Origin of the sequence: Nonomuraea zeae, from assembly GCF_005889725.1 — a bacterium.
Lineage (GTDB): Bacteria > Actinomycetota > Actinomycetes > Streptosporangiales > Streptosporangiaceae > Nonomuraea > Nonomuraea zeae.
This window is the reverse complement of sequence record NZ_VCKX01000202.1, coordinates 1-22,871: the sequence shown is the minus strand read 5'-3', so window position 1 is coordinate 22,871 and position 22,871 is coordinate 1. Positions and strand designations below refer to the sequence as shown.

Sequence of the window (22,871 nt, the reverse complement as noted above, 5' to 3'; positions counted from 1 at the left end):
CGGCAGACGAGATGTCTAAGGGTCTCGTGGGCTCGGAGAGGTGTATAAGAGACAGGACCTACCCCGTGCCGGACCCGCCGACGTATCCCATGCCCGGCTTCTCCGGCTCCGCCGCGACCCCGGCACCGTCGAAAGACGAGTTCCTGCCCATCTTCGCCTCCCTTGAGGAGAGCAGCTGGTTCAGCAAGTCCGCGCCGACGGCCGACCACCGGGACTCCGACTGGTCCTCGCCGACCGACGAGGGCTGGCACGCGGCGGGCGCGGCCGCGGAGCCCGTGAAGAACGGCACCACGAACTCCGGCTTGCCCAAGCGGACGCCGCGCGCGAATCTGGTACCGGGCACCGCGAATCCGCAGCCACCGCCCGTCCCCGCTCCTCCGGTGTCGCCCGATCGGCTGCGTAACAGGCTGGCCAGCTACCAGCAGGGCGTGCGCAAGGGCCGGGCCGAGCTAGAGGAGGACTGATGAAGGAGCTGAGCCAGGCGGCCAGGGACGTCAACTGGCTGGTCAGCGGCTTCGTCGAGGAAGTGCCCGGCGTGGCGCACGCCGTGGTGGTCTCCGCCGACGGCCTGCCCATGGCCTTCTCCCGAGGCTTTCCGCAGGATCGCGCCGACCAGCTCGCCGCCATCGCGGCGGGGCTGGTCAGCCTCACGCAGGGATCCGCGCGGGTGTTCGAGGGCGGTGGGGTCACCCAGACGCTCGTGGAGATGGAACGCGGCCTGCTGCTGGTGATGTCGATCAGCGACGGATCCTGCCTGGCGGTGCTGGCCGCGCCCGACTGTGACATGGGGTTGGTCGCCTACCAGATGACGGTCCTGGTCGAGCGTGCCGGACAGGTGCTGACACCTGCCGTACGGGCGGAGCTTTCCGCCTCGCGTCCGTGGTGATGGGAGTGGACGTTGGCATCGTGGCATAACGGCGAGCCGGAGCCAGAGCGGAGCTCGCTCGTCCGGATGTATGCCGTCACCGGAGGCAGGACCGCTCCGCGCACCGGACTGGCCATGGAAGCGCTGGTATCGTCGGCGACCTCGGCACAGCTAGGCGCCACCTATACCCGTGAATACCGCGCGATCAGCGAGCTGTGCCGCCAGGTGCGCTCCGTGGCGGAGATCTCCGCGCTGCTCGGCGTTCCCCTCGGAGTGGCGCGGGTGCTGGTCGCCGACATGGAAGCGGACGGGCTGGTCAAGGTGTACCAGCCACAGCTTGAGGCGGGACTCCCCGACAGGGGCCTGCTCGAAAGGGTACTCAGTGGACTTCGAAGGCTCTAACCGCCTCACCTCCACGAAGATCGTCGTCGCGGGCGGATTCGGCGTGGGCAAGACCACGTTCGTCGGCTCCGTGTCCGAGATCATGCCGCTGACCACCGAAGCGGTGATGACGGACGCGTCGGAGGGCATCGACGACCTCGGGCTCACGCCGGGCAAGACCACCACCACCGTGGCCATGGACTTCGGCCGGCTCTCACTGGAGCACGACCTCATCCTCTACCTGTTCGGCACCCCGGGCCAGCACCGGTTCTGGTTCATGTGGGACGACCTCGTGCGCGGCGCGATCGGGGCCGTGGTGCTGGTGGACTCGCGGCGGCTGGCCGACAGCTTCCCCGCCGTGGACTACTTCGAGGAGTCGGGGATGCCGTTCGTGATCGGCCTGAACGGCTGGGACGGGGCGTTCCCGCACGTCGAGAGCGAGGTGCGGGAAGCTCTCACGCTCTCGCCGCACGTGCCGATCGTGCGCACGGACGCGCGGGAACGCCAGGCGGTCAAGGCCACCCTGATCACGCTCGTCGAGCACGCCCTGACCGTGCGCGCCCACTGACCCGGCTCACGACTGCCACCAGTACGCCGCCACCAGCTCCGCCACCAGCGTCTCGGTGAGCAGGGCCACGTCCGGGTCGTCGTCGTACGGGTAGCGGACGGCCGCCGCGGCGTCCTTCACCTCCGCGCCCACGGTGACGACCGTGGACCCGCGCTGCCGGACCCAGTCCATGGCCTGGTCGTCGTAGGCGGAGCCCGGGTAGAGCAGCGCCCGGTAGTCGAGGGTCTTGGTGAGGTACACGTCCACGTGCGACCAGTCGCCCGCCTCGCAGGCGTCGGCCGGCCGGCGCGGTCCCTCGCGGAACATCAGGGCCGACTGCTCGGCCGACGACAGGCGCTCGGCGGGGGCGATCGCGTAGACGCCGTGCGGGCCGTCGAGCAGCTCCAGGACCAGCGGCAGCCACTCGTCCCTGCGCTCCAGGAGGTCGCTCGTGGCCTGCTCGACCCGCCTGAGCAGGGCGGGGACGTCGCGGCCCGCCCCGGTGAGCCGGGACTCCAGGGCCAGCAGCAGGGCCAGGGTGTGCTGGAACGTGCGGCAGGCGACGCCCCCGCGCTCCTCGCCCGCGTGCATGGGGATCACCAGGTCGGCCGCCTGCGCGAGGGGCGAGCCCGGCTGGTTGGTGAGCGTCACCAGCCGGGCCGGGCCGCCGGCGTAGCGGGCCGCGGCGTCCAGCGTCTCCCTGCTGGAGCCGGTGGCCGAGATGGGGATGACCAGGGTGTCCGCCCCGGCAGGGTAGGAGGCCGCGGCGGAGGCGTACTCGGCGTAGGCGTCGATGCCGGCGGCCCGCAGGCGCAGGGCGGCCACCCCGGCGGCGTAGCGGGAGCTGCCCATCCCCAGGAAGAGCACCCGGCGGACGTCCCGGGGGAGCGCCTCGAAGGGGTCCTCCGCCTCCAGGGCGGTGGCCAGGCCGGCCAGGGCCGCCGGCTTGGACTCCAGGTCGGACAGGTAGAGCGCGGAATTCACGAACTGTTCTCCTCGGGATACCAGGTGCGCAGGACGCCCATGGGGGCGTAGCGCCAGCGGGGCAGGTGGCGGGCGGCGTAGATGAGCTCCCTGCACTCCTGCTCCACCTCGAACGGGCGGATCAGCCTCTCGTCCAGCAGGTCCGCCCGGTCCTTCGCCGCCAGCCGGGCTCGGTAGGCGGCCAGCAGGGCGGCGCGGGCCTGCGCCGCCCAGGCCGCCGCCCGCGCGGGCGGGACCTCTCGCCGCCTGATCGCCACCTGGGCGACATGTTCCAGGCTGGTGGTGAGCTGGGCGACGTCTCTGGCGGCCGGCTGGTACGGCTCGGCGTCGGCGACCGTGGGGTTGCCGTCGAAGTCGATCACCGCGTAGCCCTCTCTCCACTGCAGGATCTGGCCCACGTGCAGGTCGCCGTGGATCCTGATCAGCGGGCTCGTGACGGGGACGTCCAGGGCGGCCAGCTCGGCGCCGAGCACGCCCGCCCGGGCGGCCAGCCAGTGGCCGTCCGCGCCGCCGGTGAGCTCCATGGCCTCGCCCAGCGCGGCCTTCGCCCTGGTGGCGGCGCTCGTCATGGTACGCGGAGCGCCCGGCAGGGTGGACAGCGCGAGGTGCAGGTCGGCGGCGAGGCGGCCGAGCTCGGCGGCGAAGCCGGTCGTGCCCGCCTCGGCCTGGTCCACGCACCATTCCCAGCCGTCCCTGGCCTCGGGCAGGTAGCCCGTCACCAGGGCCAGGAGCTCCTCCCGGCCGTCCACCACGCGAGTCAGGGCAGCGTAAGGAGGCGCTGTGTCGTTGAAGCCCGCCTCAACGAGGTGCCCGAAGATCTCCGGAGTGGGGTGCGGAAGGGGCACCGGCGGGGTCAGCCACTTGACGACGACCTTCTCGTCCACGATCACGGAGTAGTTCGTCTGGTCCACGTGCGGCCCGAAATCGCGCTCACCTGGGGCCCCAGTGTGGAGATCTTCAGGGGCGTACGAGAAGGTGGGCAGCGGAAGGAAGCGCCGCACGGCGAACGGCGGCGGCACCTCACCCCTCAAGAGCGTCAGCAGTGCGGCGCTGAGTCCCCGGTCTCGCGCCGTGAGGGGCCTCTCACCGAGAGAGATCAGCCGGCGACTTATTGAATCCCAATTCAACAGCTGGACCAAACTTCCTGGTAGCAATGTCTGCAAAAGTCTTGCTCATGTTGATTTCTGCTGCAACACTCCTGCTCTGGTCTGCTGTGTCCGGTAAGGTCGCGCGACCCCTCTTACATCGCAAATTTCAGAAGGAGTAGCGGCCGTGTCCCGTACCCGGTTCACCCGTCGTCTTCCGGCCGCCGCGGCGGTGGTCGGCCTCGCGCTTGCCGTTGCGGCGTGCGGCGGTGAGTCGTCGTCAAGCTCACAAGGCTCGAACGCGGCGGCGGCCGACCAGCTCAAGCCCAACGCGGACCTCTCCCAGCAGACGCTCCAGGTGACGGTGTGGGACGGTTACACGCCCAAGGAGCTGCCCGAGAAGGTCAAGGCGAAGCTCAAGGTCAAGGACCTGAAGATCGCCCTGCACGAGACGAACGAGGTGGCGATGGCCAAGCTCACCGCCTCGGGCGACAGCGGCATCGACGTCGCGTTCGTGTCCGGCCAGTACGCCCAGGCGCTCAACGAGCAGGGCCTGCTGGAGCCGATCCACCCCGAGCTGATCCCCAACCTGGCCAACCTCTACCCCGAGGCCACCCAGCTCTCCTATGACAAGGGCAACAAGTACTCGGTGCCCTACACCTGGGGCACCACCGGCATCTGCTACCGCACCGACCTGGTGAAGGCCAAGCCGACGAGTTGGAACGATCTCTTGAAGCCCCCGGCGTGGGCCGAGAAGAAGGTCACCATGATGACCACCGAGCGCTGGCTGGCCCTGCCCGCGCTCAAGTCGCTCGGCTACTCGGTCAACACCGACAAGGACGAGGAGATCGCGAAGGTCAAGGAGCTGCTGGTCGCGCAGAAGCCCCACCTGCTCACCTACGACGACACCACGTTCGGCGAGAAGCTGACCTCCGGCGAGGCCGTCATGGTCGAGGCGTGGGACGGCTGGTGCCCGACCACCGACCCGAAGGGCAACATCGCGTTCGTGGTGCCGAAGGAGGGCAGCGACCTCTGGGTGGACACCATGGTGATCATGAAGTCCTCCAAGAACAAGGAGGCCGCGCACGCCCTGATCAACTACATCCTCGACCCCGAGATCCACAGCTGGGCCGCCGAGAACATCAACTACAAGGTGCCCAACAAGGCCGCCATGGACAAGGTGCAGATCCCCAAGGGCTCGCTGCTCGGCATCAAGCCCGCAGAGCTGCTCGACGGTGAGTCGATCATCGACCTGGGCCAGGCGTCCACCAAGTACACCACCTTGTCGCAAGACATCCAGGCGAAGTAGTTGTCGTTGTAGTGAAGTCTGAGGTCAAGGCCCGGCCGGTGTCCCGTTCTCGGGGACGCCGGCTGGGCGCGTTCGTTTTCCTGTCACCCGGGCTGACGTATCTGGTCGTGCTCATGCTGGTGCCGCTGGCGCTGGTGCTGAGCTACACCGTCTTCCAGCGCGGGCGGTTCGGCGGGATCGTCTACGAATTCACCACGAGCAACTTCGCGCGCCTGTTCGACCCGCTCTACCTGGGCGTGGTCGGCAACTCGCTGAAGATCGCGGCGCTGACGACGCTGATCGCACTGCTGATCGGCTATCCGACGGCCTACCTGATCGCCCAGCTCCCGCGGAAGTGGAAGACGGTGGCGCTGGTCGCGATCGTGCTGCCGTTCTGGACCAACTTCATCATCCGGGTCTACGCCTGGATCATCCTGCTCAGCGGGCCGGGGTTGATCAACAGCGGGCTGAAGGCGCTCGGGCTCGGGCCGTTCGAGCTGCTCTACAACGAGGGCGCGATCGTCACGGGGCTGCTGTACTCGTACCTGCCGCTGATGGTGCTGCCGCTCTACGCGACGATCGAGAAGCTCGACCCGCAGCTCAGGGAGGCCTCGGCCAACCTGGGCGCCTCGGCGTTCACCACGTTCCGCAAGGTCACGCTGCCGCTCACCGTGTCGGGCGTGCTGACCGGATGCCTGTTCGTGTTCGTGCCGAGCTTCGGCAACTTCGTGATCCCCGAGCTGCTGGGCGGCAGCAAGTCACTCATGGTGGGCAACCTGATCCGCAACCAGTTCCTGGCGGCGCGCGACTGGCCGTTCGGCTCCACGCTGACGCTGGCCCTGGTCGCGGTGCTGATCGTGCTGCTGATCGCACAGGCATGGGCGGCCCGCCGTGCGTAGGTCCAAGCTGCTGTACGTCCCGTTCTGGGCCACGTACGTCTTCCTCTACCTGCCCATCGTCGTGCTCGTCGTCATGTCGTTCAACTCTGGCGACTCGGCGTACACCTACGAGGGCTTCAGCCTCAAGTGGTACGGCGAGCTGGCCGGCAACGAGCGGGTCAGGGACGGCCTGGTCAACACGCTGATCGTGGCCACCGGCTCGACGGTGATCGCGACCGTGCTCGGCACGCTGCTGGCCGTCGGGCTGGCCAGGCACAGCAAGTCCAAGACGCTGGACGCCATCGCGCTGATGCCCGCCGTGCTGCCCGACCTGGTGCTCGGGATCGGGCTGCTGGTCTTCTACGGCATGATCCAGCTCACGCTCGGCCTGTACTCGGCGGTGCTGGCGCACGGGGTGTTCGCGATGGCGTTCGTCGCGGCCGTGGTGCGCACCCGGCTGGCCAACACCGACACCTCGCTGGAGGAGGCCTCCCGCGACCTGGGGGCCGGGCCGGTGACGACGTTCATGAAGATCACGTTGCCGCAGCTCGGACCCGGCATCGTCGCGGGCGCGCTGCTGGCGTTCACGCTCTCGCTGGACGAGTTCGTGATCGCCTTCTTCACGATCGGCAACTCCGACCAGACGCTGCCGATCGTCATCTACTCAATGATCCGTTTCGGGGTGACCCCGGAGATCAACGCGCTGGCCGCGATCCTGCTCCTCGTGAGCTTCACGGCGGTGATCGCCGGGCAGCGCCTGACCAAGATCGGGGAATCGCGTGCTCAAGATTGACGGGATCACCCGCCGGTTCGGGGACGTCACCGCGCTCGACAGCGTCTCGCTGGAGATCCGGCAGGGCGAGTTCTTCGCCCTGCTGGGGCCCTCCGGCTGTGGCAAGACCACGCTGCTGCGCATCATCGCCGGGTTCGAGCGGCCGGACGCGGGCCGGGTGACGCTCGAAGGGGAGGACCTGCTGTCCATGCCGCCGAACCGGCGGCCGATCAGCCTCATGTTCCAGTCGTACGCGCTGTTCCCGCACATGACCGTGGCCAAGAACGTGGCCTACGGGCTGGAGCGGGAGCGGCTGCCCCGGCAGGACGTCAAGCAGCGGGTCGGCGAGGTGCTGGAGACCGTGGGCCTGTCGGGGCACGCCTCGCGCAAGCCCGCCCAGCTCTCCGGCGGCCAGCGGCAGCGGGTGGCGCTGGCCCGTTCCATCGTCAAGCGGCCGCGCCTGCTGCTGCTGGACGAGCCGCTGTCGGCGCTGGACAAGAAGGTCCGCGCGGACATGCAGCTGGAGCTCAAGCGGCTGCAGCACGACGTCGGCATCACGTTCGTGGTCGTCACCCACGACCAGGAGGAGGCCATGTCGCTGGCCGACCGCATCGCGGTCTTCGACAGCGGCGCGGTGCGCCAGGTGGACGAGCCCGTCGCGCTCTACGAGCGGCCCAAGTCGCCGTTCGTGGCCGACTTCGTCGGCGCCAACAACCTCTTCCCGGGCACGGCCAGCGGCATGGAGGCGCTCAAGAGCGGCGACTTCGGCATGCTGCCCGGCACGCCCCTCACTCAGCTGGAGGCGGGCGCGGAGGCGCTGCTGGCGGTCCGGCCGGAGCGGATCGAGCTGGCCGACGACAGCGCCACCAGAGGGCTGAAGGGCAGTGTCCTGGACGTCAGCTTCTACGGCGGTGTGTCACACATCTCCGTGGAGGTGCCCGGCCACGGCAAGCCGGTGCTCGCCGCCGTGCAGGGGGCCAGCACCGTGCAGCCGGGCGCCAAGGTCAAGGTCCGCTGGAACGCCGAGGACGCGGTCATCATGGCGGCCGGCCGGTGACCGCGTCCTGTCGTTCAGCAGGCCAGGTCGTTGCCCGTGGCCGTGCGGGCGTAGGACAGGATCAGGTCGGCCGCCTCGTCGGGGCCGATCAGCGGGTGCCTGGCCGTGATGCGGTAGCCGTACGCGTCCTCCAGGGCGACCAGGTTGCGCGAGACGGTCACCGAGTCCGCGCTGAGGGTGAACACCCCCAGCGCGGCTCCCGTGTCCAGGATCGACTGGTACATCGACACCTGACGGTCGTAGAGCGAGGTGAGCAGCACGCCGTAGACCCTGTTGCGGCCGGCGGCCCCGCCCAGTTCGTTGAGCAGGCGTACGTCGGGGTCGAGCGGCCCGGTCGGCAGGCCCGACCTGATCGTGACGACCAGCTTCTCGACCGGGTCGGTGATCGTGGCGAGCCGGCGCAGCCGCTGCTCGTAGAACCGCTCCATGCCCGCGTGCTGGGCCTCGACCAGCAGCTCGCTGAGGTCGGGGTAGTGGTAGAGCACGGCGCCGGAGGTCAGGCCGGCCTCCTCGGCGACGTGCGAAAGCTGTACGCCGTCGATGCCGTGACGGATGATGGCCCTGCGTGCGGCCTCGATCAAGTCGATGCGCCGGTCACTACGGCTTTTACGCTGAGCCACCCTCACCACCTTCATTCGTTGGCTTGCTATTCAGTTAGCCGTGACCATAGTGCCCGTAACTTGACCAAGACGCCAGACAAGTTTTTGAATTCCCCTTCAATTTGATGAGCTTCCCCGGAGTCTCGATGTCTCTCACCATCCTGTTCATGCCTGAAAGCGCCTACGGCCCGACCAACAACTGCATCGGCGTCGGCGACATTCTTCGCCGGCGCGGCCACCGCGTCGTCTTCGCCGCCGAGGCGTCGTGGAAGGGCAAGCTGGAGGCGCTCGGCTTCGAGGAGGACCTCGTCGACCTGGCGCCTCCGCCCGAGGACGCCGAGGAGCAGGACCCGGGCCAGTTCTGGAAGGACTTCATCCGCGAGACCGCGCCCGAATACCGCAAGAGCACCCGCGAGCAGCTCGAGACCGTCACCAAGCCCATCTGGGCCGAGCTGATCGAGGGCGCGAAGTACTGCGAGCCGCAGCTCAAGGCCATCATCGAGCGGGTGAACCCGGATGTGATCGTCGAGGACAACGTGATCACGTTCCCGGCGCTGCTCACGGCGGGCAAGAAGTTCGTCCGGATCGTCTCCTGCAACCCGCTCGAGGTGCGCGGCGAGGGCATCGCGCCGGTCTTCTCCGGCCTGCCCGCCGAGGACCGCTCGGAATGGGACGCCTTCCGCGCCGAGTACGACCGCACCCACCGCGAGCTCTGGACCGCCTTCAACGAGTGGAGCGTCGAGCAGGGCACCGAGCCGCTGCCCGACCTCGACTTCATCCACGAGGGCGACCTGAACCTCTACGTCTTCCCCGAGCTCCTCGACTACACCGACGCCCGCCCGCTCGGCGCGAACTGGCACCGGCTCGACTCGTCGGTCCGTGAGACGGACGAGGACTTCACGCTGCCCTTCGAGCGCAGGAGCTCGCGACGAGAGAGCGACGGAGGAGCCAGCGAGGAGCGAAGCGGGCGCGACAATGAGCACGAGCGCAACGAGGGCTCGCTGGTCTACTTCTCGCTCGGCTCGCTCGGCTCCTCCGACGTGGGGCTGATGCAGCGGGTGATCGACGTCCTGGCCACGACGCCGCACCAGTACATCGTCTCCAAGGGCCCGCTGCACGAAGAGATCAAGCTGGCGTCCAACATGTGGGGCGCGGAGTTCCTTCCGCAGACTAAGATCATTCCTCTGTGTGACTTGGTCATCACCCATGGCGGCAACAACACGACCACCGAGGCGCTGCACTTCGGCAAGCCGATGATCCTGCTGCCGCTCTTCTGGGACCAGTACGACAACGCCCAGAGGGTCGATGAGTTGGGCTATGGTGTCAGGCTTTCGACCTACACCTTCACGGACGAGGAACTTACGGGGGCGGTCACGCGGCTGCTCGGTGACACCGAGATGCGCGCGAGGCTCGCCGCCGCGGGCGAGGAGATCCGGCGTCGCGACGGCCTGCGCAAGGCCGCCGACCTGATCGAGCAGCTCGGCAAGTAGCACAACCCCCTGAGAGATGAAGTGTTCCAATGCGTGAACTGATCAACCCCGCCACCGGGCTCGTATGTGCCGAAATTCCGGACACGCCGGTGGAGGGTGTGGCTTCGGCCGTGCAGGCGGCCCGCGCGGCTTTCCAGGAGTGGTCGCAGACCACTCCGGCCGAGCGGGCCCGGCTGCTGCTGCGGCTGGCCGACCTGGTGGAGGCCGACGCCGACGAGCTGACCAGGCTCGAGGTCGAGGAGACGGGCAAGCCGGCGGCGGTGTTCAGGGACGGCGAGCTGCCCTTCGCCGCGGACAACCTGCGCTTCTTCGCCGGTGCCGCCCGCTCGCTCGAAGGGTCGGGAGCCGGGGTGTTCAGCCCCGGCTACACCTCGGTCATGCTGCGCCGCCCCGTCGGGGTGGTGGGGTCGATCGCGCCGTGGAACTTCCCGTTCGTCATGGCCGTCTGGAAGGTCGGCCCGGCGGTGGCCGCGGGCAACGCGGTGGTGATCAAGCCGGCGCCGCAGACGCCGCGCACGACGCTGCGGCTGGCCGAGCTGTTCGCGAAGGCGGGCGCGCCCGAAGGGCTCGTCCGCGCCGTCACCGGCGACGCCGCCGTGGGCCAGGCTCTGGTCACGGACCCGGGCGTGGACATGGTCAGCGTCACGGGCTCGACCGAGACGGGCCGGGCCGTGATGACCGGGGCCGCCGCCACGCTCAAGCGCGTCCACCTGGAGCTCGGCGGCAAGGCGCCGGCGCTGGTCTTCGAGGACGCCGACCTGGCGGAGATGGCCCACGGGGTGGCCATGGGCGCCACGTACAACACCGGCCAGGACTGCACGGCCGCCACCCGCGTGTACGTCGCCCGCGAGGTGTACGCCGACGCGGTGGAGGCGATCCGGGCAACTCTTGCCAACATCACCGTCGGCGACCCTTGGGACCCAGCCACGGACATCGGCCCGCTGATCTCCGCCGCGCACCGGGACCGGGTGCACGGGTTCGTCTCCAGGGCGGACGGGCGGGTTCTGCACGGAGGTGCCCCGATTGCCGGACCCGGCTACTTCTATCCGCCTACCCTTGTGAGCGAGGTCGCACAGGAGAGCGAGATCGTCCAAGGTGAACTTTTCGGGCCGGTCCTGGTGGTCCTGCCGTTCGACGGCGAGGACGACGCGGTCAGGCTCGCGAACGACACCCCGTACGGTCTCGCGTCGTCGGTGTGGTCGCGTGACGTGTCCAGGGCCATGCGGGTCTCACATCGCCTCGATGTGGGCGTGACCTGGGTCAACGACCATCTGCCCATCGCCAGCGAGGCGCCCCACGGCGGGGTGAAGGGCAGCGGCTTCGGCAAGGACATGAGCCAAGAGGCGGTGCAGGAGTACTCGGTGACGCGGCACCTGATGGTGAAGCACGCGGCACCGGCCGAACGCGATTCGTTCCGGCCCGCCTGAAAACGTGTACGGCGAAATGCACCACAAAGTCACTCTTTGGGTGCATGTGATGGGATATGTTCGGTTGGCCGATCTGGTACGGGTTGTGTTCCAATTACCCAGCCGGACAGAATCCCATGCGCCACACGCGTGTCTGATTTCTTTCGAGCACGTACCGGCGAGAGGTTGCGAGACTCAGTGAGGACGAAAGACCCCAGGCACACGAGGTCAGGGGAGTACACAGGCGGACGGTTCCGGCTGGGGAACTGGCGTGTGCGCTCCAGGCTGGTCGCGCTGATCCTCATCCCCACCGTCGTGGGTGTGCTGCTCGCCGGCGTGCAGCTGGCCAACGCCATCGGCACCAGCGCCGAGTACCGCCGGTTGACCCAGGTGGCCGAGCTGGTCCAGCGCATCGGCGCGCTCAACCACGAGCTGGGCAAGGAGCGCACGCTCACCGCCTGGTACGTCGCCGACCGCACCAAGGGCCAGCGTTTCGTCCAGCTCAAGACGCAGCGCCAGGCGACCGACGGGGCGAAGAAGCAGGTGCTCACGGCCGCCACGGCCATCGACGCCGCGCACTCCACCCGAGTCATCGAGGGCGTCGACAACATGCGCCGCTGGCTCGACGGCCTCGACAGCCTCCGCGACTCTATGGTCGGGAACGTGCCGCCGCGCGCGGCCGTCAGCACGTACACCACCATGATCGGTGTCTTCTCCGCGATCCAGGGCGACCTGGGCGACGGCGTCAGCGACGACGCCCTCCAGGGTGACGTCGCCGCGCTGGGATCGCTCCAGCGGATGAAGGAAGAGGTCTCGCGTCAGCAGATCATGCTGATCATGGTGCTGGTCCAGCGCAAGCTCGACAGCGACGACTGGGCCAACTTCCTGGGCTCCTGGGACAAGCAGCAGGCCGAGCAGGCTTCCTTCGAGGCGGAGGCCGATCCCAAGGACCTGAAGGCGTACCAGGACGGGGTCAAGGGCATCCAGGTCGACCGCGCCGACGCCATGCGGCAGCGCGCGCTCGCCCAGGTGCGGGAGTACAACCAGATCGAAGACCTGGACGTCACCACCAACCGGGACCTCAGCTACTGGTTCAACAGCACCACGGCGACCGCCAACGCCATGCGCAAGGTCGAGGACACCCTGGCCACCAAGATCGTGGCCAGCACCCGGGACCTGAGCGACAGCGAGCAGCGCACCGCCATCATCTCCGGCGCGCTGATCCTCGTCCTGCTGCTGCTCGTCCTGATCATCACCACCCGCGTGGCCGGATCGCTGGTCCGCCCGCTGCGCCGGCTGCGCGCCGAGGCGCTCCAGGTGGCCACGAGCCGGCTGCCCGAGACCGTCCGCGTGCTGCGCGAGTCCGGTGAGGGCGCGCACGTTCCCGAGGTGCCGTCGGTCGGCGTCAACACCCGCGACGAGATCGGTGAAGTGGCGCGGGCGTTCGACGAGGTCCACCGCGAGGCGATCCGGCTGGCCGGCGACGAGGCCAAGCTGCGCGCCAACGTCAACTCGATGTTCGTCAACCTCTCCCGGCGCAGCCAGACCCTGGTCGAGCGGCAGTTGCAGCTCATCGAGGGCCTGGAGCAGGGTGAGGAGGACGAGCAGCGGCTCGCGAACCTGTTCAGGCTCGACCACCTCGCCACCCGCATGCGCCGCAACAGCGAGAACCTCCTGGTCCTCGCCGGCCAGGAGGCCGCGCGCAAGTGGAGCGAGCCGGTGCCGCTGGTCGACATCGCCCGCGCCTCGCTGTCCGAGGTCGAGAACTACGAGCGGGTCCAGATCCAGATCCCGTCCGGCACGCTGATCGTCGGCCCGGCCGTCACCGACGCCGTCCACCTGCTCGCCGAGCTGATCGAGAACGCCATCTCCTTCTCCCCGAGGGAGAGCAAGGTCCAGGTCACCAGCACGCCCGCCGAGGGCGGCGTGCTCGTCTCCATCAACGACCTGGGCATCGGCATGAGCCAGGAGGAGCTGTCGGAGGCCAACTGGCGCCTGGCCAACCCGCCCGTCGTGGACGTGTCGGTGTCGAGGCGCATGGGCCTGTTCGTGGTCGGCCGGCTGGCGCTGCGGCACGGCGTCCGCGTGCAGCTCAGCATGCGCGAGACCGGCGGTCTGAGCGCGCTGGTCATGATGCCCGACATGCTCATCAGCGGCGGCACGGGCGCCCCGCAGCAGGGCAGCCAGTACGAGGCGTTCACGACGTTCGACCCGAGCATGTTCACGCAGCCGTCGCAGAACGGCACCGGCACCTACCCGTCGGTGCCGCCGGCGGACAAGCCCGACCAGGTGGTGGACACGCAGTGGCCGGGGTCGCTGCCCGCGCCGGGGACCGGCAACTGGCCGTCCTTCGGCGAGCAGCCCGCGGGGGAGCGGGCCTTCGGCGAGCAGCCGCCGGCCCAGCAGCCCTTCGGTGAGCAGCCGTTCGGCGAGCGGCCCTTCGGTGAGCAGCCGTTCGGTGAGCGGCCGTTCGCCGAGCAGCAGCCGCAGAGCGCGCAGGACGACTCGCGCTGGCCGTCGTTCGCCGGCGAGCCGCCGGCGACGCCGCAGCAGCCCTTCGCCGAGAACCGGTGGCCCTCCTTCGCCGAGGAGCAGCCGCCCGCCCCGTCGCCGTTCGCGGACAACCGGTGGCCGTCGTTCGCCGAGCAGCCGCCGCCGCTCCAGGAGGACGAGCCGCGCTGGCCGTCGTTCGCCACGGAGCCGCCGCCGCAGCAGGAGGAGTCGCGGTGGACGTCCTTCGCGGACCCGCTGCCGCGCAGGTCCCTGTTCGACGCGGAGGAGCGGCAGCGGCCGCAGTTCGGCGAGCAGTACCAGTCGCCGTTCGACGAGCTCAAGCCGGCCGACCAGTACGAGCAGAACGGGCACACCAACTACGGCCCCTTCGGGCCGGGCGACTACTCCTCGCAGGACATGACCGGCCCGCTGCCCGTGGTGCGCAACTCGCCCATGGAGGAGCAGGGTGAGGAGTTCCTGCCGATCTTCTCGTCGGTCGGCTCCGACTGGTTCCGCCGGCCCGACCCCGAGCAGTTCAGGCCGGGAGCGGAGTTCGACGCCGAGCCGGAGATCACCGCCGTGCACCCGGCCGTGCCCGCCGAGCCGCCCCTCGCAGGACCGCCCCTCTCGGGGCCGCCTCCGACCGCCGCCCCCGGGACCCCCGTCGCGGGGACCACGGGCAAGTCGGGGCTGCCGCAGCGCACGCCCGGCGCGTCCGGCGCGGGAGCGTCCTGGTCCTCGCCCGCGGACTCCGGCTTCCAGGCCGCACAGGCCGCCGCGCAGCCCGCGCAGGGCGGCACGACGCCGTCGGGCCTGCCCCGCCGCGTCCCGAAGGCCAACCTGGTCCCTGGCACGGCGAGCCTCGCCGAGCCCCAGGCCCCGTCGTCACCGGCACCACAGATCTCGCCCGAGCGGTTGCGCAGCCGGCTCTCCAGCTTCCAGCAGGGTGTCAGGCAAGGCCGGGCGTTCACCCGCGGAGACGAGAATGAGGAGGACAAATGAGAGAGATGAGCCAGGGAGCGCGCGGTATCAGCTGGCTAATCACGGATTTCGTGAACAACGTGCCAGGCGTCGCCCACACGGTGGTGGTGTCGTCTGACGGGTTGCCACTGGCCTTCTCCGAGGGATTCCCCAAGGACCGGGCCGACCAGCTCGCCGCGGTGGCCTCGGGTGTGATCAGTTTGACCCAGGGCGCCGCGCGGGTTTTCGAGGGCGGTATGGTGACCCAGACCGTGATCGAAATGCAGCGCGGGCTTCTTATGATCATGTCGATCAGTGACGGGTCCTGCTTGGCGGTGCTGGCGGCTCCCGACTGCGACATGGGCCTGGTGGCTTACCAGATGACGCTGCTGGTCGAGCGGGCCGGCCAGGTGCTGACTCCGGCCGTACGCGCTGAGCTGCAAGCGACCCGCCCCCGCTAGCCCGGGGGGTGACAGGAGATCATGGTGTCAGGTCAGGGTTGGGCTGGTGATAGCACTCCGCCGCATCCGGCGGCTCCCCGTCCGCAGAAGCCGAGCTCTCTGGTACGGCCCTATGCCGTAACCGGAGGGCGTACGGCGCCGCGGATGAAGTTCGCCATGGAGGCCTTGGTGTCCTCCGTGACGTCGGAATACCAAGACATTTCCCTACTAAGTCCGGAGTATCAGGCGATCATCCAGCTGACCCGGAACGTCAGGTCGGTTGCTGAGATCTCCGCCCTTTTACGCCAGCCTCTTGGTGTGGTCCGGGTGCTGATCGCCGACATGGCGTCGGAGGGCCTGATCCGCGTGCACCAGCCTGCGCTGGACGCGGGAAAGCCGGACCTCAACTTGCTCGAAAGGGTGCTCAGTGGACTTCGCAGGCTCTAGCCCCGGCCTAACCTCGACGAAGATCGTCGTGGCCGGAGGCTTCGGCGTGGGGAAGACGACATTCGTGGGAGCGGTCTCGGAGATCCTGCCGCTCACCACGGAAGCAGTGATGACGGATGCCTCCGCGCACGTCGACGACGTCTCCCTCACGCCAAACAAGACGACCACGACCGTGGCCATGGACTTCGGCCGGGTGTCGCTCGACAGCGACCTGATCCTGTACCTGTTCGGGACCCCCGGGCAGCACCGGTTCTGGTTCATGTGGGACGACCTCGTACGCGGTGCCATCGGCGCGGTCGTCCTCGTGGACACCCGCCGCCTGGCCGACAGCTTCCCCGCCATCGACTACTTCGAAGAGGCCAAGCTGCCGTTCGTGGTCGGGATCAACGGCTGGGACGGACAGTTCGGCCATGCGCAGGAGGAGATCCGCGAGGCGCTGTCGATCGGCGGGCACATCCCGATCGTGCGGCTCGACGCCCGTCAGCGTGACTCGGTCAAGACGACGCTGATCACGCTGGTGGAACACGCTCTGACCCGCCACATGCACACGCCCGTGTAAACCGGGCGGACCCCGGCGGCTCCCATCCTCGTCCGTTCTGAGGGTGGGAGCCGCTTTTTTACGCCGGCGACCTGTGTGGCCGCTGTTGCCTGTGCTGCCTCTCTTGACCGCGTGAAACATCATCAGTAATGATCAACGGCGACCCCGCCGAAAGGTGATCACGTGCGATTCCGCAGCATCGCAGTCTTATCCGCCGTCGTCACGGCCGTCCTCGTCCTCCCGCAACCCGCATCGGCCGCCGCCCAGCTCGTCCAGAACGGCGACTTCACCACCTCGACCAGCCCGTGGGCCGCGATCGGCCAGACCTCGGTCACCGCCGAGTCCGGCCGCATGCGGGTCGGCGTCACGGCCGTCGTGGCCAACCCGTGGGACGCCATGGTGGCCACCCCGACCACCGCCGCCCTGACCCCGGGCAGGAGCTACACGCTCTCGTTCGACGCCTACTCCACGCTCGCCTACCAGGCCCGCACCACCGTGCAGTACACCGCCACGCCCAGCAGCAACCAGTCGCTGTCCACGGACGTGGCGCTGACCACGGGGAGCAAGCGCTACAGCATCCCCTTCGTGGCGGCCGCGACGACCACCGGCACCGCCGCGGAGGTCACCTTCCAGCTCGGCGGTTCGGGCGCCACCCCGGTGGTCCGCTTCGACAACGTCTCGCTGATGGAAACGCAGACGACCCGCCCGACGGCCCTGTACGTCTCCAGCGAGTCGAATCCCGCCAGGTGGGCCGCGAACAACCCCGGCACCACCGCGAACGCCATCAACGCGAACATCGCGAACAAGCCGATCTTCGAGTGGTTCGGCGGCTGGTTCGGCGACCTCACGCTGGCCGTGGACCACTACGTCGGCAAGGCGCAGGCCGCCGACCGGCTGGCGATGCTGGTGGCCTACAACATCCCGAACCGGGACGCGTGCGCCGGCCACTCAGGCGGCGGCGCGGGAGATGCCGCCGGCTATCACGCCTGGATCACCGAGTTCGCCAAGGCGATCGGCAGCCGGCACGCGCTCGTCGTGCTGGAGCCCGACGCGGTCGCCTCCGCCGGCTGCCTGGTCAAGATCGGCAAGGACCCGGAGGAGCAGTACCGGATCCTGGCCGACGCCACCCAGGTGCTACGCGCCCAGGCCCCGAACGCCTGGGTCTACCTCGACGGCGGCAACGCCACTTGGCTCAAGGCACCCGACCTGGCGCCGCTGCTGGTCAAGTCCGGCATCGCCAACACGCGCGGGTTCGCCCTGAACGTCTCGAACTACATCACCACGGCCGACAGCGAGGCGTACGCGGTCGCCGTCAACTCCAACCTCTCGGGCACGGTGGGCGCCAAGAAGTACGTGATCGACACCAGCAGGAACGGCAACGGCCCCTACGTCGACTCGACGCCCGAGGACAACTGGTGCAACCCGCCGCGGCGCAAGCTCGGCACCGCCCCCACGCGGCCGGCCAGCGGCGCCGAGTTCCTGCTCTGGGTCAAGGTGCCCGGCGACTCTGACGGCCCGTGCGGCATCGGCGGCACGACCCCAGCCGGCACCTTCAGCCCCGACCTGGCGCTGGCCCTGATCAACGGCAACCCCTGAGGTCCTGATCGGCATCCCCCGCGGCCGGCCGACGGCTACCCGTGACGCCGGCGGGGGGAGCCTCTGACGCGCGCCGGGCTCGGCGGCAGCCGCCGAGCCCGGCGCGAGCGCGCGTCACACGCGCTGGAGCAGCAGGGTGACGAAGCCGAGCTTGTCGCGGTAGCCGTTGAGCCAGAGGTCCCGATGCTCGCGCATGACGGCGAGGGCCTGGTCGCCCTCGGGGCCCGGGTTCGCGGCGGCCCAGCGGGCCAGCGTGCCGGTCCACGACCATTCGTACTCGTCCCACTCGGCCAGGTCGCTCGTGTGGGCGTAGACGGTCCGCCAGCCGTGGGACTCCGCCTGGGCCACCGTGCCTGCCAGATCGGGGTACGTGCCGATGGCCTCCGCCAGCTCGGCGCCCGGCGGCCGGGCCCAGAAGCCCTCCCCGATCAGCGCCAGCCCGCCCGGCTTGACGAACCTGGCGACGGCCTCCATGGTCTCCTTCAGCCCGCCGAACGCGTGCGTAGCGCCCACACAGAGCACCAGGTCGTACAGCTCGGGGCCGGTGAAGTCGGCGGCCGGCATCAGGTGCAGCGACAGCCGGCCGGACAGGCCACGCGCGGCGGCGGCCCGCTCCGCCGACGCCACGGCGTGCTCGGAGTGGTCCACGCCGTCGGCCACCGCCGACGGGACGAGCTCCAGGGCCCGCAGCGACCACTCGCCCGCGCCGCAGCCGAGGTCGAGGACGCGCGCCCCTTCGGGCAGCGCGGCCCTGAGCAGCAGCCGGTCGAGGTTCGCCGGCGCGACGGGTGCGGCGATCGGGTGGTCGAGGTGGGCGATGGCGCCGATACGTTGTCTGTCCATCGGTCCATCCTCGCGACCCCCGCAACCCATTTACCCCCAGCCCGTCACGCGGCCCGTCACGCGGTCTTGCCCCCGGCCCCCCGGAAGGTCATCGCGACGGGCTCAGCAGCCCGGAGATCGTTCTGTCCAGGCGAGCCGCCCGCCCGGCCGGGGTCCGGGCCTTCAGCAGCGGCAGGATCAGCAGGTAGCGCCCGGTCTTGTCGAGCGCCTCGAAGCGGGCCGCAGCCCGGGGCCGGGCCGCCAGCGCCGCGGCCAAGTCGGGCGGGACGGTCGCGTCGCGCTGGGCGGCATAGGCGGCGGCCCAGCGCCCGTCGGCCTGGGCGGCGGCGACCTCCGCCAGGCCGGGTGGCCGCATCCGCCCGGCGGCGCTGAGCGCCTCAACGCGCTCGACGTTCATCCGCGACCACGGGCTGCCCTTGCGCCGGCGCGAGTATCGCTGCAGGTAGCTGTGCTCGTCCAGCGACTTGCGCTGGCTGTCGATCCAGCCGTAGCACAGTGCCACCTCAAGCGCCTCGCCGATGGTGAGCGCGGCGACGGGGGCGCCCTTCTTGGCGATCCTCAGCCACGCGCCGTCCTCGTCCTCATGGTGCCCGGCCAGCCACGACTCCCACTCGGCGGCGTTCGCGAAGTGCATCATCGGCCCAGGATCTCCAGGTAGTGCTGGTTGTACATGACGCCCAGCACGTTCCCGAACGGGTCGATCACGGCGGCGGTGACGAATCCGGGCCCGCGCTCGGTGAGAGGCATGTACGGCGTGGCGCCCATGGCCAGCAGCCGGTCGAGGGTGGCCTGGACGTCGTCCACGTGCCAGTGGATCACCGCGCCACCCGGGGCGGAGGCCGCGCCGGGCGGGGCGTAGCGCCGGTCGATGAGGCCCAGCTCGGCCTGGTAGTCGCCGATCCGGAACTCGTAGTAGGCGGCCGGCTGCCCGTCGCCGGGGCGCTCGAAGTACGGCTCGACGCCGAGCAGCTCGGCGTACCACTTCCTGGCGGCCTCCATGTCGTCGGCCCAGATGTTGACGGTGGCAGGTCCTCGCAACATGTCTTGCTCCTTTTCGTCGTCGTTCTTCCTGTACGTTATGAGCCGTTGAGGAACGTACGGTTCCTCAACGCCGGGCAGAATGAGGAATATGTTGGAAACCTCGGTCCGGCTCCTGCGCCTGCTGTCCCTCCTGCAGTCACGCCCCGACTGGCCGGGCCACGAGCTGGCCGGCCGGCTCGACGTCACCACGAGGACCGTGCGCAACGACATCGAACGGCTGCGCATCCTCGGCTACCAGATCCACTCCAGCACCGGCACGGCCGGCGGCTACCGGCTCGGAGCGGGCGCGGCGCTGCCCCCGCTGATCCTGGACGACGAGGAGGCGGTGGCCGTGGCGGTCAGCCTGCACGCGGCGGCGGCCGGCACCGTGTCCGGCATCGAGGAGACCTCGCTGCGCGCCCTCACCAAGCTCCAGCAACTGCTGCCCTCGCGGCTGCGCCACCGCATCGACGCCGTGAGCGCGGCCACCGTGTCGGTCGCGGGGCGCGGCCCCACGGTGGCGGCCGAGACGCTCACCGCCATCTCCGCCGCCATCCGGGACCACGAGCAACTGCGCTTCGACTACCAGGGGCACGACGGCACGGACGGCACGCGGGCCGCCGAGCCCCACCGGCTGGTCTACACCGGCCGCCGCTGGTACCTGCTGGCATGGGACACCACGCGGGCCGACTGGCGCACGTTCCGCGCCGACCGCATCCGGCTCCGCTCGCCGAACGGCCCCCGCTTCACGCCACGCCGGCCGCCGAGCGACGCCGCCACCCACGTCGTGCGCGGCGTCACCTCGACGGCCTGGCCGTATCCGGCCCGCGTGCGGTTGCACGCCCCGCTGGAGCGGCTCTCCGAGGTCCTGCCGCCGACCGCGGGCCTCCTGCACGACGACGGGGTCCTGGAGACGGGCGGCGAAACCCTGCACAACCTCGCCGCGTTCCTGGGCACCCTCGGTGTGCCCTTCACCGTCCTCGACCCGCCGGAGCTACGCGACCTGCTGCACAGCCTGGCCACCCGCTACGCGAACGCCTGACACCAGCGCCCGCTCACAGCCCGCCGATTATTCGGCCGTCGACGCCCCCGACCAGAACCAGGTGAAGGTCACTGTCTTACCGTTGAAGGAGGCCGCTTGGTCCCAGGCCGTGAAACTCCGGGGCACAGGGGGAGCCGCGACCATGAATCGGTTTCGGCGCCACCCGCGGCTCCACCGTGGCGGGCTTTGTTTCGCAGCGAATCGGCGCCGGACATCCACGAGCATCCCCGGCCCGCGAGAACGTCCTTCGCAAATCCGGACTAGGCGTCGGCCGGCTGTTCCGGGAGGCGCTTAAAGGCGGGCCGCGCAGCCGCCGAAACGGCGGGCCGGGAAGCGAAAGGGCCCCGGACGGAAAGCGCCGTCCGGGGCCAGGTCGTGGAACGAGAATGAGTCACACGGTCGCGTGGCCGCGCACCAGGCGGCCCACCTCGGCGCGGAGGTGGACGAAGTCGGGGTGCTCGCGGGTCGTGATCTGGTCCCGCGGGCCGGGCAGATCCACCTTGAGGTCGCCCACCACGTGCGCGGGCGCCTTGGACAGCACCACCACCCGGTCGCCCACGTAGACGCTCTCGTCGATGTCGTGCGTGATGAGCACGATCGTCATCTGGTGGTGGCCCCGGACCTTGAGCACCAGGTCCTCCAGGTCCTCGCGGGTCTGCGCGTCCACCGAGCCGAACGGCTCGTCCATCAGCATCAGCGTCGGCCGGTAGGCCAGCGCCCGCGCGATGGCCACCCGCTGCTGCATGCCGCCCGAGAGCTGGAAGGGGTATTTGCGCTCGGCCCCCGACAGGCCCACCGACTCGAGGGCCTCCTGGGCGGCCTCGCGGCGCTGGCGCTTGTCCATGTTCTTGCGGCGCAACGGCAGAGCGACGTTGTCGGCCACCGACATCCAGGGGAACAGCGAGCGGCTGTAGTCCTGGAAGACCACGGCCAGGTTGTCCGGCGTCTGGCGGACGATGGCGCCCTCGACCCTGACCTGCCCGCCCGTGGGGGAGATGAGACCGGCGATCGACCGGAGCAGCGTCGACTTGCCGCAGCCCGAGGGCCCGACGATGCACAGCAGCTCGCCCTCGGCGACACTCAGGTTGAGGCCTTCGATGGCGTGGTGCGCGTTCGGGCTGCCGCCACCGTAAACGTGGGAGAGATTGTCTATCTCGAGCAATGGAATTCCTAGGGGGGCGAGAGACCGCGGACAACACGGCGACTAAGTCAAAGCCGGAAAACACTCTATCGGAGCGGGAAAAGCTGGACATGTCAGTCAGGTAAACCTCTTCAGGGCGCGATCTTACTCTCGCGACTTCGCCATTGTCATGGCTCCGAAGGGTCTGTCCGGGCTGGGCGGACGCTCCACGACTCCCGCTGGTTCAGCGCGCGTACGTCGGCGTCCGAGATGCGGCGCTGCGCGGCCGCCATGGCGGCCAGCTCCGGCTCCGTCAGCACGTCGGCGACGTCGTGGAACCCGTCCGGCGCCCGCTCGGTCACCAGCCTGATCGTCTCCTCGATCGGCAGCGCCCGGTGCGCCAGCACCAGCGCCGACGTGGCCGGCCGCCGCTCCTCCTCGTACGCCTCCAGCGCCCGCGCCGGATCCTCGTCCGCGGCCAGGCACCTGGCCAGCACCCGGGCGTCGAGGATCGCCTGGGAGCCGCCGTTCGACCCGACGGGATACATGGGATGAGCCGCGTCCCCGAGTAACGTCACCCGGCCCTCGCCCCAGCGCGGCAGCGGATCCCGGTCCACCATCGGATATTCCAGGATGCGTTCGGTGGCGGCCAGCAGCGCCGGGATGTCGGCGGGCGCGTATTTCCAGTCCGCGAAATGCGCGGCCACGTCGTCCAGGCGGCCCGCGCGGGACCAGTCGGCCTCCGGCACGGCCCCCGGCTCGGCCACCTTCACCTCGGCCACCCAATTGACCAGCCGGGGATCGCTGGCCGAGATGTGATAAGTCACGAATTTGCCGGCCAGATTCGACCCCCCGACCAGCACCGTGGCGCCGTCCAGGATCGGATCGGCCCGCGCCACCCCGCGCCACATCCTGATCCCGCCCCACAGCAGCGGGTCGCCGGCCGGATCGTGCAGCCGGGCGCGTACGGCGGACTGCACCCCGTCCGCGCCGACCAGCACGTCCACCCGCTCCCGCAGC

Annotated in this window: 23 protein-coding genes and 1 pseudogene; 16 read left to right on the top strand and 8 right to left on the bottom strand. The window is 69.8% G+C overall.

What is annotated here, in order from left to right:
- The 4 genes and pseudogenes from ETD85_RS42985 to ETD85_RS42970 form a co-directional block, all read left to right on the top strand.
- A pseudogene (locus tag ETD85_RS42985) lies at positions 1-464 on the top strand (hypothetical protein); the annotation flags it as partial.
- Positions 464-886 (top strand): roadblock/LC7 domain-containing protein, encoded by a 423-nt coding sequence (locus ETD85_RS42980; protein WP_138695600.1) that lies wholly within the window; start codon positions 464-466, stop codon positions 884-886. The pseudogene ETD85_RS42985 and the gene ETD85_RS42980, both read left to right, overlap by 1 nt.
- A gap of 66 nt (positions 887-952) precedes the next feature.
- The gene (locus ETD85_RS42975) at positions 953-1,267 is read left to right on the top strand and encodes a DUF742 domain-containing protein (protein WP_240779804.1); all 315 of its coding nucleotides are present in this window, start codon (positions 953-955) and stop codon (positions 1,265-1,267) included.
- A complete protein-coding gene (locus ETD85_RS42970; RefSeq protein WP_138695598.1) occupies positions 1,248-1,814 on the top strand; it encodes a GTP-binding protein in 567 nt (188 codons plus the stop codon). The genes ETD85_RS42975 and ETD85_RS42970 overlap by 20 nt, the downstream gene beginning before the upstream one ends.
- A 6-nt stretch (positions 1,815-1,820) precedes the next feature.
- Here ETD85_RS42970 and ETD85_RS42965 read toward each other — a convergent pair whose 3' ends face one another.
- Together ETD85_RS42965 and ETD85_RS42960 are read right to left on the bottom strand one after the other, a co-directional pair.
- A complete protein-coding gene (locus ETD85_RS42965; protein WP_138695597.1) occupies positions 1,821-2,777 on the bottom strand; it encodes an SIS domain-containing protein in 957 nt (318 codons plus the stop codon).
- A complete protein-coding gene (locus ETD85_RS42960) occupies positions 2,774-3,808 on the bottom strand; it encodes an aminoglycoside phosphotransferase (protein WP_138695596.1) in 1,035 nt (344 codons plus the stop codon). Before ETD85_RS42960 ends, ETD85_RS42965 begins: the two co-directional genes overlap by 4 nt.
- A 241-nt stretch (positions 3,809-4,049) precedes the next feature.
- On the opposite strand from ETD85_RS42960, the gene ETD85_RS42955 reads away from it, so the two are divergent.
- Genes ETD85_RS42955 through ETD85_RS42940 form a run of 4 tightly spaced genes read left to right on the top strand, consistent with a single transcriptional unit; the run spans position 4,050 to position 7,857 of the window.
- The gene (locus ETD85_RS42955; protein ID WP_138695595.1) at positions 4,050-5,171 is read left to right on the top strand and encodes a polyamine ABC transporter substrate-binding protein; all 1,122 of its coding nucleotides are present in this window, start codon (positions 4,050-4,052) and stop codon (positions 5,169-5,171) included.
- Positions 5,172-5,209: 38 nt separating this feature from the next.
- On the top strand, positions 5,210-6,049 hold the full coding sequence (locus ETD85_RS42950) for an ABC transporter permease (RefSeq protein WP_240779803.1): 840 nt from the start codon (positions 5,210-5,212) through the stop codon (positions 6,047-6,049).
- Positions 6,042-6,821 carry an ABC transporter permease gene (locus ETD85_RS42945; RefSeq protein WP_138695594.1) on the top strand — a complete coding sequence of 260 codons (780 nt, stop codon included), beginning with the start codon at positions 6,042-6,044 and terminating at the stop codon, positions 6,819-6,821. Before ETD85_RS42950 ends, ETD85_RS42945 begins: the two co-directional genes overlap by 8 nt.
- The gene (locus ETD85_RS42940; RefSeq protein WP_138695593.1) at positions 6,808-7,857 is read left to right on the top strand and encodes an ABC transporter ATP-binding protein; all 1,050 of its coding nucleotides are present in this window, start codon (positions 6,808-6,810) and stop codon (positions 7,855-7,857) included. The genes ETD85_RS42945 and ETD85_RS42940 overlap by 14 nt, the downstream gene beginning before the upstream one ends.
- 14 nt (positions 7,858-7,871) lie before the next feature.
- Here the strand turns inward: ETD85_RS42940 and ETD85_RS42935 are convergent, their stop codons facing one another.
- Entirely contained in the window at positions 7,872-8,477 is a 606-nt protein-coding gene (locus tag ETD85_RS42935; RefSeq protein WP_240779802.1) for a TetR/AcrR family transcriptional regulator, read from the bottom strand.
- Between the two features lie 146 nt (positions 8,478-8,623).
- On the opposite strand from ETD85_RS42935, the gene ETD85_RS42930 reads away from it, so the two are divergent.
- The 7 genes from ETD85_RS42930 to ETD85_RS42900 all read left to right on the top strand — a co-directional run bounded on the left by ETD85_RS42930 (position 8,624) and on the right by ETD85_RS42900 (position 17,826).
- On the top strand, positions 8,624-9,946 hold the full coding sequence (locus tag ETD85_RS42930; protein ID WP_240779801.1) for a glycosyltransferase: 1,323 nt from the start codon (positions 8,624-8,626) through the stop codon (positions 9,944-9,946).
- A gap of 29 nt (positions 9,947-9,975) precedes the next feature.
- Positions 9,976-11,373: an aminobutyraldehyde dehydrogenase gene (locus ETD85_RS42925; protein ID WP_138695590.1), complete on the top strand. Its 1,398-nt coding sequence runs from the start codon at positions 9,976-9,978 to the stop codon at positions 11,371-11,373.
- Between the two features lie 252 nt (positions 11,374-11,625).
- Positions 11,626-14,847 carry a sensor histidine kinase gene (locus ETD85_RS42920; protein WP_170247145.1) on the top strand — a complete coding sequence of 1,074 codons (3,222 nt, stop codon included), beginning with the start codon at positions 11,626-11,628 and terminating at the stop codon, positions 14,845-14,847.
- Positions 14,844-15,266: a roadblock/LC7 domain-containing protein gene (locus tag ETD85_RS42915; RefSeq protein ID WP_103955849.1), complete on the top strand. Its 423-nt coding sequence runs from the start codon at positions 14,844-14,846 to the stop codon at positions 15,264-15,266. The genes ETD85_RS42920 and ETD85_RS42915 overlap by 4 nt, the downstream gene beginning before the upstream one ends.
- Before the next feature lie 21 nt (positions 15,267-15,287).
- Positions 15,288-15,692, top strand: a complete 405-nt coding sequence (locus ETD85_RS42910) for a DUF742 domain-containing protein (protein ID WP_055507219.1) — start codon at positions 15,288-15,290, stop codon at positions 15,690-15,692.
- On the top strand, positions 15,673-16,251 hold the full coding sequence (locus tag ETD85_RS42905; protein ID WP_138695588.1) for a GTP-binding protein: 579 nt from the start codon (positions 15,673-15,675) through the stop codon (positions 16,249-16,251). Before ETD85_RS42910 ends, ETD85_RS42905 begins: the two co-directional genes overlap by 20 nt.
- A gap of 162 nt (positions 16,252-16,413) precedes the next feature.
- Positions 16,414-17,826 (top strand): glycoside hydrolase family 6 protein, encoded by a 1,413-nt coding sequence (locus ETD85_RS42900; protein WP_240779800.1) that lies wholly within the window; start codon positions 16,414-16,416, stop codon positions 17,824-17,826.
- 114 nt (positions 17,827-17,940) lie between these two features.
- Here the strand turns inward: ETD85_RS42900 and ETD85_RS42895 are convergent, their stop codons facing one another.
- From ETD85_RS42895 to ETD85_RS42885, 3 genes are all read right to left on the bottom strand, one after another.
- Positions 17,941-18,669: an SAM-dependent methyltransferase gene (locus ETD85_RS42895; protein ID WP_138695587.1), complete on the bottom strand. Its 729-nt coding sequence runs from the start codon at positions 18,667-18,669 to the stop codon at positions 17,941-17,943.
- An 88-nt stretch (positions 18,670-18,757) separates the two neighbouring features.
- A complete protein-coding gene (locus tag ETD85_RS42890; protein ID WP_138695586.1) occupies positions 18,758-19,306 on the bottom strand; it encodes a YdeI/OmpD-associated family protein in 549 nt (182 codons plus the stop codon).
- The gene (locus tag ETD85_RS42885) at positions 19,303-19,710 is read right to left on the bottom strand and encodes a VOC family protein (RefSeq protein WP_138695585.1); all 408 of its coding nucleotides are present in this window, start codon (positions 19,708-19,710) and stop codon (positions 19,303-19,305) included. The genes ETD85_RS42890 and ETD85_RS42885 overlap by 4 nt, the downstream gene beginning before the upstream one ends.
- A gap of 88 nt (positions 19,711-19,798) precedes the next feature.
- On the opposite strand from ETD85_RS42885, the gene ETD85_RS42880 reads away from it, so the two are divergent.
- Positions 19,799-20,731, top strand: coding sequence for a helix-turn-helix transcriptional regulator (locus ETD85_RS42880; protein WP_138695584.1), 933 nt, complete (start codon positions 19,799-19,801; stop codon positions 20,729-20,731).
- Between the two features lie 391 nt (positions 20,732-21,122).
- Here ETD85_RS42880 and ETD85_RS42875 read toward each other — a convergent pair whose 3' ends face one another.
- On the bottom strand, positions 21,123-21,893 hold the full coding sequence (locus ETD85_RS42875) for an ABC transporter ATP-binding protein (RefSeq protein WP_138695583.1): 771 nt from the start codon (positions 21,891-21,893) through the stop codon (positions 21,123-21,125).
- 146 nt (positions 21,894-22,039) lie between these two features.
- On the bottom strand, positions 22,040-22,871 hold an 832-nt coding region (locus tag ETD85_RS42870; protein ID WP_206059229.1), incomplete at its 5' end, for an FAD-dependent monooxygenase.

Excerpts from the sequence above, each read along its gene's own strand:
- ETD85_RS42930 (WP_240779801.1), top strand. The coding sequence starts at position 8,624 with ATGCCTGAAAGCGCCTACGGCCCGACCAACAACTGCATCGGCGTCGGC.
- ETD85_RS42885 (WP_138695585.1), bottom strand. The coding sequence starts at position 19,710 with ATGTTGCGAGGACCTGCCACCGTCAACATCTGGGCCGACGACATGGAG.
- ETD85_RS42975 (WP_240779804.1), top strand. The coding sequence starts at position 953 with ATGTATGCCGTCACCGGAGGCAGGACCGCTCCGCGCACCGGACTGGCC.
- ETD85_RS42895 (WP_138695587.1), bottom strand. The coding sequence starts at position 18,669 with ATGGACAGACAACGTATCGGCGCCATCGCCCACCTCGACCACCCGATC.
- ETD85_RS42980 (WP_138695600.1), top strand. The coding sequence starts at position 464 with ATGAAGGAGCTGAGCCAGGCGGCCAGGGACGTCAACTGGCTGGTCAGC.
- ETD85_RS42880 (WP_138695584.1), top strand. The coding sequence starts at position 19,799 with ATGTTGGAAACCTCGGTCCGGCTCCTGCGCCTGCTGTCCCTCCTGCAG.
- ETD85_RS42890 (WP_138695586.1), bottom strand. The coding sequence starts at position 19,306 with ATGATGCACTTCGCGAACGCCGCCGAGTGGGAGTCGTGGCTGGCCGGG.
- ETD85_RS42925 (WP_138695590.1), top strand. The coding sequence starts at position 9,976 with ATGCGTGAACTGATCAACCCCGCCACCGGGCTCGTATGTGCCGAAATT.
- ETD85_RS42915 (WP_103955849.1), top strand. The coding sequence starts at position 14,844 with ATGAGAGAGATGAGCCAGGGAGCGCGCGGTATCAGCTGGCTAATCACG.
- ETD85_RS42910 (WP_055507219.1), top strand. The coding sequence starts at position 15,288 with ATGGTGTCAGGTCAGGGTTGGGCTGGTGATAGCACTCCGCCGCATCCG.